8 protein-coding genes are annotated in these 8,515 nt (G+C 61.7%); 5 read left to right on the forward strand and 3 right to left on the reverse strand.

Annotated features, from left to right (window positions below; genetic code table 11):
• Both DBR18_RS15040 and DBR18_RS15045 read right to left on the reverse strand, forming a co-directional pair.
• Positions 1-1,188 (reverse strand): FAD/NAD(P)-binding oxidoreductase (locus DBR18_RS15040; protein ID WP_108590896.1); only part of this gene is annotated, 1,188 nt, incomplete at its 3' end.
• Between the two features lie 168 nt (positions 1,189-1,356).
• A complete protein-coding gene (locus DBR18_RS15045; protein ID WP_003224002.1) occupies positions 1,357-1,698 on the reverse strand; it encodes a helix-turn-helix transcriptional regulator in 342 nt (113 codons plus the stop codon).
• Positions 1,699-1,789: 91 nt separating this feature from the next.
• Between DBR18_RS15045 and DBR18_RS15050 the strand changes: the two genes are divergently transcribed.
• Complete coding sequence (locus tag DBR18_RS15050; protein ID WP_108590897.1) at positions 1,790-2,653, forward strand: MBL fold metallo-hydrolase; 864 nt, start codon at positions 1,790-1,792, stop codon at positions 2,651-2,653.
• An 86-nt stretch (positions 2,654-2,739) separates the two neighbouring features.
• Here the strand turns inward: DBR18_RS15050 and bkdR are convergent, their stop codons facing one another.
• Entirely contained in the window at positions 2,740-3,228 is a 489-nt protein-coding gene (gene bkdR / locus DBR18_RS15055) for a Bkd operon transcriptional regulator BkdR (RefSeq protein ID WP_016985245.1), read from the reverse strand.
• Positions 3,229-3,413: 185 nt separating this feature from the next.
• Between bkdR and DBR18_RS15060 the strand changes: the two genes are divergently transcribed.
• The 4 genes from DBR18_RS15060 to lpdA are packed head-to-tail and all read left to right on the forward strand — an operon-like array spanning position 3,414 to position 8,368.
• Entirely contained in the window at positions 3,414-4,649 is a 1,236-nt protein-coding gene (locus tag DBR18_RS15060; protein ID WP_108590898.1) for a 3-methyl-2-oxobutanoate dehydrogenase (2-methylpropanoyl-transferring) subunit alpha, read from the forward strand.
• Position 4,650: 1 nt separating this feature from the next.
• On the forward strand, positions 4,651-5,709 hold the full coding sequence (locus tag DBR18_RS15065) for an alpha-ketoacid dehydrogenase subunit beta (RefSeq protein WP_003224000.1): 1,059 nt from the start codon (positions 4,651-4,653) through the stop codon (positions 5,707-5,709).
• Positions 5,710-6,990, forward strand: coding sequence for a dihydrolipoamide acetyltransferase family protein (locus DBR18_RS15070; protein ID WP_108590899.1), 1,281 nt, complete (start codon positions 5,710-5,712; stop codon positions 6,988-6,990).
• A 4-nt stretch (positions 6,991-6,994) separates the two neighbouring features.
• Positions 6,995-8,368 carry a dihydrolipoyl dehydrogenase gene (lpdA, locus tag DBR18_RS15075; protein ID WP_108590900.1) on the forward strand — a complete coding sequence of 458 codons (1,374 nt, stop codon included), beginning with the start codon at positions 6,995-6,997 and terminating at the stop codon, positions 8,366-8,368.
• The last annotated feature ends 147 nt before the right edge of the window (positions 8,369-8,515 follow it).

Raw genomic sequence — 8,515 nt, forward strand, 5'->3', positions numbered from 1 at the left:
GTAGAACCACGGCAGCAACGTCGCCTTGAGAAACCACGCCGAGCGGCGCGGCACGGTCGCATCGAGGGCGAAGGTCGGCAGCAACTTCCCGCCGTAGCCGAACTCGGCGAGGATCACCTTGCCCTTCTCCACCGTCAGCGGGCACGAACCGTAGCCGTCGTATTTCAGTGGCAACGGTTGTTGTCTGCGCAGGGCCAGCAGGTTTTCCGCGACCACCACAACCTGCTTGCGCACGGCGGCAGCGGTTTTCGCATTGCTGGTGCCGCAGATATCACCGAGGCCGAACACTTCCGGGTAACGCGGATGTTGCAGGCTGTGCGGGTTCACTTCACACCAGCCGCCAGTGTCGGCCAACGGGCTCTGAGCAATGAAATCCGGCGAGACTTGCGGCGGCACGACATGCAGCAGATCGAAAGTTTTCGCCTGTGTGGTGACGTTGCCTTCAGCATCCTTGACCTCGAACCACGCGGTTTTCGCCGGGCCGTCGACCTTGACCAGATTGCTGTTGAAGGCCAGGTGCGCGTTGTATTTCTCGATGTACTTCATCAGCGGCGGGACGAAGGTCGCGACACCGAACAACGCCGCGCCGGCCAGATTGAACTCGACGTTGATGTTGTTCAGCACAGCGGTTTTACGCCAGTGATCGCACGACAGGTACAACGCCTTTTGCGGCGCCCCGGCGCATTTGATCGGCATCGCCGGCTGGGTGAACAGCGCCTTGCCGCCGCGCAGTTTCTGCACCTGATCCCAGGTGTACTGCGCATGCTGATAGCTGTAGTTGGAGGTCACGCCGTGCTGGCCGAGGCTTTCCTGCAGGCCCTCGATCTTCTCCCAGGCCAGCCGCAGGCCGGGGCAGACGATCAGGTTCTGGTAAGTGACGGTGCGTTGATCGTTGAGGGTGAGCTGACGCGTGTCGGGATCAATCGCGGTGACTGCCGCTTGAATCCAGGTGGCCTGACGCGGCATCACCTTGCTCATCGGCCTTGCGGTGTCCTTGACGTCGAAGGCGCCACCGCCGACCAGCGTCCACGCCGGTTGGTAGTAATGCTGGGCGCTTGGCTCGATCACGGTGATGTTCAGCGAGGGATCACGCTTGAGAAGACTGGCGACGAAGCCGATGCCGGCGCTGCCGCCGCCGATGACCACGATGTCTGCACTGATGGATGGGCCCCAGTGTTGATCGTTCATTGCTTGTTCCTTATTGCTGCACGCAAGGATTTTTTCGAATCAAACCACTAAACCTGTGGGAGCTGGCTTGCCAGCGATAGGGACTTTTCAGCCGCTATTGATGGCGACTGACAGTCCGCCATCGCTGGCAAGCCAGCTCCCACAGGTTTTGGAGGTGTTGGCTGACATTTATGGGTGACCCCAGCTCTTGAGCACCGCCCCGCAATACAGCCCCGACAGCGTCTTCATCACCTGTATCACTTCAGGGCTGGCCAGTCCGTAGAAGATGTACTTGCCTTCGCGACGCGTCGCCACCAGCCCTTCATCACGCAGGATGCCCAGTTGCTGGGACAGGGTCGGCTGGCGCACGCCGGTCATTTTTTCCAGCTCGCCGACGTTGCGCTCGCCCTGGGTCAGCTGGCACAGGATCAACAGGCGATCCTCATTGGCCAGTGCCTTGAGCAGTGCGCAGGCCTTGGAGGCGGAAGCCCGCAATTGGGCGACTTCACATTCGGTCAGACTGGATTGCATTTGCACGATGCCTTGAAGGTCACTTAAGCTGCGAACATTATGTTTTTAGATAAAGTGTTGCAACCCATTTCCCTTGTTCAGGTTGGTAACCATGCCCGCGCAGATTGAAGCTTTCCTCGACCCTGCCTCCTCGACCTACAGCTACGTGGTCTTTGAAGCCGCTGGCGGGCAGTGTGCAATCGTCGATCCGGTCCTCGACTATGACGGCGCCGCCGGCCGCACCTGCACCGCGCAGGCCGACAAGATCATCGCTTTCGTCCGTGAACAGCGCTTGCAGGTGCAATGGCTGCTGGAAACCCACGCCCACGCCGATCACCTGTCCGCCGCGCCGTACCTGCGCCGCGAACTGGGCGGCAAGATCGCGATTGGCCAGTCGATCAGCAAGGTGCAGAACGTGTTCAAGGCGCTGTTCAATCTGGAGCCGGAATTCTGCGTCGACGGCTCGCAGTTCGATCACCTGTTCGCGCCGAACGAGTCGTTCATGATCGGCAATCTCAAGGCCACCGCCCTGCACGTCCCCGGCCACACCCCGGCAGACATGGCCTACCTGATCGACGGCGAGCAGATCCTGGTCGGCGACACGCTGTTCATGCCCGACGTCGGCACGGCTCGCTGCGACTTCCCCGGCGGCGACGCGCATCAGCTGTTCAACTCGATCCACAAACTGCTGGCCTTCCCGGCCAGCGTCAAACTCTACGTCTGCCACGATTACCCGCCCGAAGGCCGCGCCGCGCAGTGCCAGACCACTGTTGGCGAACAGCGTCTGAGCAATATTCATGTGCATGACGGGATCGATGAGGCGGCGTTTGTCGAGATGCGCACGAAGCGTGACGCCGGGCTGGGCATGCCGACGCTGTTGTTGCCGGCGATACAGGTGAATGTGCGGGCGGGCAATTTTCCGGCGGCCGAGGATAACGGTGTGGTTTACCTGAAGATTCCGGTTAACAAGCTTTAACGTCAAAGGATCGCAGCCTGCGGCAGCTCCTACAGAGGGATCCGTTTCCCGTGTAGGAGCTGCCGCAGGCTGCGATCTTTTGATCTTCAGGACCCGAGGGTCAACCCATTCGCCGGCAACGGCAACGCCGTCTTGTACCGCACCTGCTTCAACGCAAAACTCGACCGAATATTCGCCACCCCCGGCACCTTGGTCAGAAAGTCCATCATGAACCGCTCCAGCGACTGAATCGTCGGCACCAGCACCCGGATCAGATAGTCCGGGTCGCCGGCCATCAGGTAGCACTCCATCACCTCGGGGCGGTCGGAGATCGCCTCTTCGAAATGCTGCAACGCTTCCTCGACCTGCTTCTCCAAACTGACGTGAATGAACACGTTCACATGCAGGCCCAGCAGATCGGCATCGAGCAGCGTTACCTGCTCGCGAATCAAACCCAATTCCTCCATCGCCTTGACCCGGTTGAAACACGGCGTCGGCGACAGATTCACCGAGCGCGCGAGGTCGGCGTTGGTGATGCGCGCGTTCTCCTGAAGGCTGTTGAGAATGCCGATGTCGGTACGGTCCAGTTTGCGCATGAGACAAAACCACCTGTTTTTTATGTTTATGCAGAATTTCTATCTGCAAATCGTCTCCAGCGCAACGAAACAGAGAGAAATATTCTTCTGGCGCGGGCCTATGATTGTTGTAGGACAAGATTTCTTTCACCCAAGAATGATTGCCAGCTCACTACAAGAAATTCACAAGATCGAGCGTAGAAGCCATGACCCAAGCGTATGAACCGCTGCGTCTGCACGTCCCTGAACCTTCGGGCCGCCCAGGCTGCAAAACCGACTTCTCCTACCTGCATCTGACCGATGCCGGCACGGTGCGCAAACCCTCCATTGACGTAGAACCCGCCGACACCGCCGACCTGGCCCGTGGCCTGATTCGCGTGCTCGACGACCAGGGCAACGCCCTTGGCTCCTGGGCTGAAAACGTGCCGGTCGAGATCCTGCGCAAGGGCATGCGCGCCATGCTCAAGACGCGGATCTACGACAACCGCATGGTGGTCGCCCAGCGGCAGAAAAAAATGTCGTTCTACATGCAAAGCCTTGGTGAGGAAGCCATCGGCAGCGCCCAGGCTCTGGCCTTGAACATCGACGACATGTGTTTCCCGACCTACCGTCAGCAAAGCATCCTGATGGCTCGCGACGTACCGCTGGTCGACCTGATCTGCCAACTGCTGTCCAACGAGCGCGATCCGCTCAAGGGCCGGCAGTTGCCGATCATGTATTCGGTCAAGGACGCCGGTTTCTTCACCATCTCCGGCAACCTCGCCACCCAGTTCATTCAGGGCGTGGGCTGGGGCATGGCCTCGGCGATCAAGGGCGACACGAAAATCGCCTCGGCGTGGATCGGTGACGGCGCCACCGCTGAATCGGACTTCCACACCGCCCTCACCTTCGCCCACGTTTACCGCGCGCCGGTGATCCTCAACGTGGTCAACAACCAGTGGGCGATCTCGACCTTCCAGGCCATCGCCGGCGGTGAAGCCACCACCTTCGCCGGACGCGGCGTCGGTTGCGGCATCGCCTCGCTGCGGGTCGATGGCAACGACTTCTACGCGGTCTACGCCGCTTCCGCCTGGGCTGCCGAACGCGCCCGCCGAGGCCTCGGCCCGACCATGATCGAATGGGTCACCTACCGCGCCGGCCCGCACTCGACCTCCGACGATCCATCCAAATACCGTCCTGCCGACGACTGGAGCCACTTCCCGCTGGGCGACCCGATTGCCCGCCTGAAGCAGCATCTGATCAAGGTTGGCCACTGGTCGGAAGAAGAGCACGCCGCCGTCAGCGCCGAGCTCGAAGCCGAAGTGATTGCCGCGCAGAAACAGGCCGAACAGTACGGCACCCTCGCCGGCGGCCAGATTCCGAGCGCCGCGACCATGTTCGAAGACGTCTACAAAGAGATGCCGGAGCACTTGAAGCGCCAGCGTCAGCAGTTGGGGATCTGACATGAACGATCACAACAACAATATTCAGTTGGAAACCGCCATGACCACGACCACCATGACCATGATCCAGGCCCTGCGCTCGGCCATGGATGTGATGCTTGAGCGTGACGACAACGTGGTGGTGTTCGGGCAGGACGTCGGCTACTTCGGTGGCGTGTTCCGTTGCACCGAAGGCCTGCAGACCAAGTACGGCACCTCGCGGGTATTCGATGCGCCGATCTCCGAAAGCGGCATCGTCGGCGTCGCCGTGGGCATGGGTGCCTACGGCCTGCGTCCGGTGGCCGAGATCCAGTTCGCCGACTACGTCTACCCCGCTTCCGACCAGATCATTTCCGAAGCCGCACGCCTGCGTTATCGCTCGGCCGGCGAATTCACCGCGCCGATGACCCTGCGCATGCCCTGCGGCGGTGGCATCTACGGCGGCCAGACCCACAGCCAGAGCATCGAGGCGATGTTCACTCAGGTCTGTGGCCTGCGCACCGTGATGCCCTCCAACCCGTATGACGCCAAGGGCCTGCTGATCGCCTCCATCGAAAACGATGACCCGGTGATCTTCCTCGAACCGAAACGCCTGTACAACGGCCCGTTCGACGGCCACCACGACCGCCCGGTAACCCCGTGGTCGAAGCACCCGCAAGCCCAGGTGCCGGACGGCTACTACACCGTGCCGCTGGATGTTGCCGCTATCACCCGTCCGGGCAAGGACGTGACCGTGCTGACCTACGGCACCACCGTTTACGTCTCGCAAGTTGCCGCTGAAGAATCCGGCGTGGATGCCGAAGTCATCGACCTGCGCAGCCTGTGGCCGCTGGACCTGGAAACCATCGTCAAGTCGGTGAAGAAAACCGGCCGCTGCGTAGTGGTACACGAAGCCACCCGCACCTGCGGTTTCGGCGCCGAGCTGGTGTCGCTGGTGCAAGAGCATTGCTTCCATCACCTGGAAGCGCCGATCGAACGCGTCACCGGTTGGGACACCCCTTACCCGCACGCGCAAGAGTGGGCGTATTTCCCAGGGCCGTCCCGCGTGGGCGCGGCGTTGAAACGGGTCATGGAGGTCTGAATGGGCACGCACGTTATCAAGATGCCGGACATCGGCGAAGGCATCGCAGAAGTAGAACTGTCACAGTGGCACGTCAAGGTCGGCGACCTGGTGGTTGAAGACCAGGTGCTGGCGGACGTGATGACCGACAAGGCGATGGTCGATATTCCGTCGCCGGTCCACGGCAAGGTGATTGCCCTCGGCGGTCAGCCGGGAGAAGTGATGGCGGTCGGCAGTGTACTGATCAGCATTGAAGTCGAAGGCGCCGGAAACCTGAAAGAGTCCGCCGCGCCAGCACCGGTTGCTGCGAAAGAAGCACCTGCTGCGCCGAAAGCTGAAACAGCTGCCGAGAGCAAACCTGCGGCCGCTGCTGCTGCGCGTCCGGCTCCGGTTTGCCAAGGCCCGATGGTTGCCCGCGAGGCCGATGAACGTCCGCTGGCCTCGCCGGCCGTGCGCAAACATGCGCTGGATCTGGGCATTCAGTTGCGTCTGGTGCGCGGTTCCGGGCCGGCCGGTCGTGTGCTGCACGAAGACCTCGAGGCCTATCTGGCTCAAGGTCAGTCGAACGCTTCCGCACCGGCAGCCGCCGCTTACGCCCAGCGCAACGACGAAGAACAGATTCAAGTGATCGGCATGCGCCGCAAGATCGCCCAGCGCATGCAGGACGCCACTCAGCGTGCAGCGCACTTCAGTTATGTCGAGGAAATCGACGTCACCGCCATTGAAGAACTGCGCGCGCACCTCAACGAAAAACACGGCGCCAGCCGTGGCAAGTTGACCTTGCTGCCGTTCCTCGTCCGCGCATTGGTCGTCGCCCTGCGCGACTTCCCGCAGATGAACGCCCGTTACGACGACGAAGCCCAGGTCATCACCCGCCTCGGCGCGGTGCATGTCGGTGTCGCCACGCAAAGCGATGTCGGCCTGATGGTGCCGGTGGTACGTCACGCCGAGGCGCGCAGCCTGTGGGACAGCGCCGCGGAAATCTCGCGTCTGGCCAACGCCGCACGCAATGGCAAGGCCAGCCGCGATGAGCTGTCCGGTTCGACCATCACCCTGACCAGCCTCGGTGCGCTGGGCGGCATCGTCAGCACCCCGGTGCTGAACCTGCCGGAAGTGGCGATCGTCGGCGTGAACAAAATCGTCGAACGCCCGATGGTCGTCAAAGGCCAGGTGGTGATCCGCAAGATGATGAACCTCTCCAGCTCCTTCGATCACCGCGTGGTCGACGGCATGGACGCGGCGCTCTTCATCCAGGCCATCCGTGGCCTGCTCGAACAACCCGCGACCCTGTTTGTGGAGTGATGCAATGCAAACCTTGAACACCACGCTGCTGATCATCGGCGGCGGCCCCGGCGGTTACGTCACGGCGATTCGCGCCGGGCAACTGGGCATTTCGACGATTCTGGTCGAAGGCCAATCGCTCGGCGGCACTTGCCTGAACATCGGCTGCATTCCGTCGAAAGCGTTGATTCACGTGGCCGAACAGTTCCACCAAACCCGCCATCACAGCCAGCATTCGGCGCTGGGTATCAGTGTCTCGGCGCCGACCCTCGACATCAACAAAAGCGTCGAGTGGAAGGACGGCATCGTCGATCGCCTGACCACCGGCGTCGCGGCGCTGCTGAAAAAGAACAAGGTTCAGGTCATCAATGGCTGGGCCAAGGTCATCGATGGCAAAACCGTCGAGGTCGGCGACACGCGCATTCAGTGCGAGCATCTGGTGCTGGCCACCGGTTCGACCAGCGTCAACCTGCCGATCCTGCCGATTGGCGGGCCGATCATCTCTTCCACCGAAGCGCTGGCGCCGAAGTCCGTGCCCAAGCGTCTGGTGGTGGTGGGCGGCGGTTATATCGGTCTGGAGCTGGGCATCGCTTACCGAAAGCTCGGCGCCGAAGTCAGCGTGGTCGAGGCGCAGGAACGCATTCTGCCGGCCTACGACGCCGAGCTGACTCAACCGGTGCACGAAGCGCTGAAGCAACTGGGCGTTAAGCTCTATCTCAAGCACAGCGTGCTGGGTTTCGACGGCACCTTGCAGGTGCGTGACCCGAACGGCGACACCCTGAACCTGGAAACCGATCAGGTGCTGGTGGCTGTTGGCCGCAAACCCAATACGCAGGGCTGGAACCTCGAAGCGCTGAATCTGGACATGAACGGCTCGGCGATCAAGATCGACAGCCGCTGCCAGACCAGCATGCGCAATGTCTACGCCATCGGCGACCTGAGCGGCGAACCGATGCTCGCGCACCGGGCCATGGCCCAGGGCGAGATGGTTGCCGAACTGATCAGCGGCAAATCCCGCGAATTCAACCCCACCGCCATCGCTGCCGTGTGCTTCACCGACCCGGAACTGGTGGTGGTCGGCCAGACTCCGGACGAGGCAAAGGCTGCGGGGCTGGACTGCATCGTGTCGAGCTTCCCGTTCGCCGCCAACGGTCGGGCGATGACCCTGGAATCGAAAAGCGGCTTTGTGCGGGTGGTCGCGCGTCGTGACAATCATGTGATTGTCGGCTGGCAGGCAGTGGGCGTTGGGGTTTCCGAGTTGTCGACCGCGTTCGCGCAAAGCCTGGAAATGGGCGCGCGACTGGAAGACATCGGCGGCACCATCCATGCGCATCCGACCCTGGGCGAAGCGGTGCAGGAAGCGGCGTTGCGGGCTTTGGGGCATGCGTTGCACCTTTGAAGATCAAAAGATCGCAGCCTGCGGCAGCTCCTACAGGGGAGCTGCCGATTCTGTAGGAGCTGCCGTGTTGTGGTCGAATTTTTTTAGACCATGATGTAGGAGCGTCGATTTAAGGAAGCATCATGGGATATCGGGTTGTCACGTCAG

This window comes from Pseudomonas sp. HMWF021 (assembly GCF_003061005.1).
Lineage (GTDB): Bacteria > Pseudomonadota > Gammaproteobacteria > Pseudomonadales > Pseudomonadaceae > Aquipseudomonas.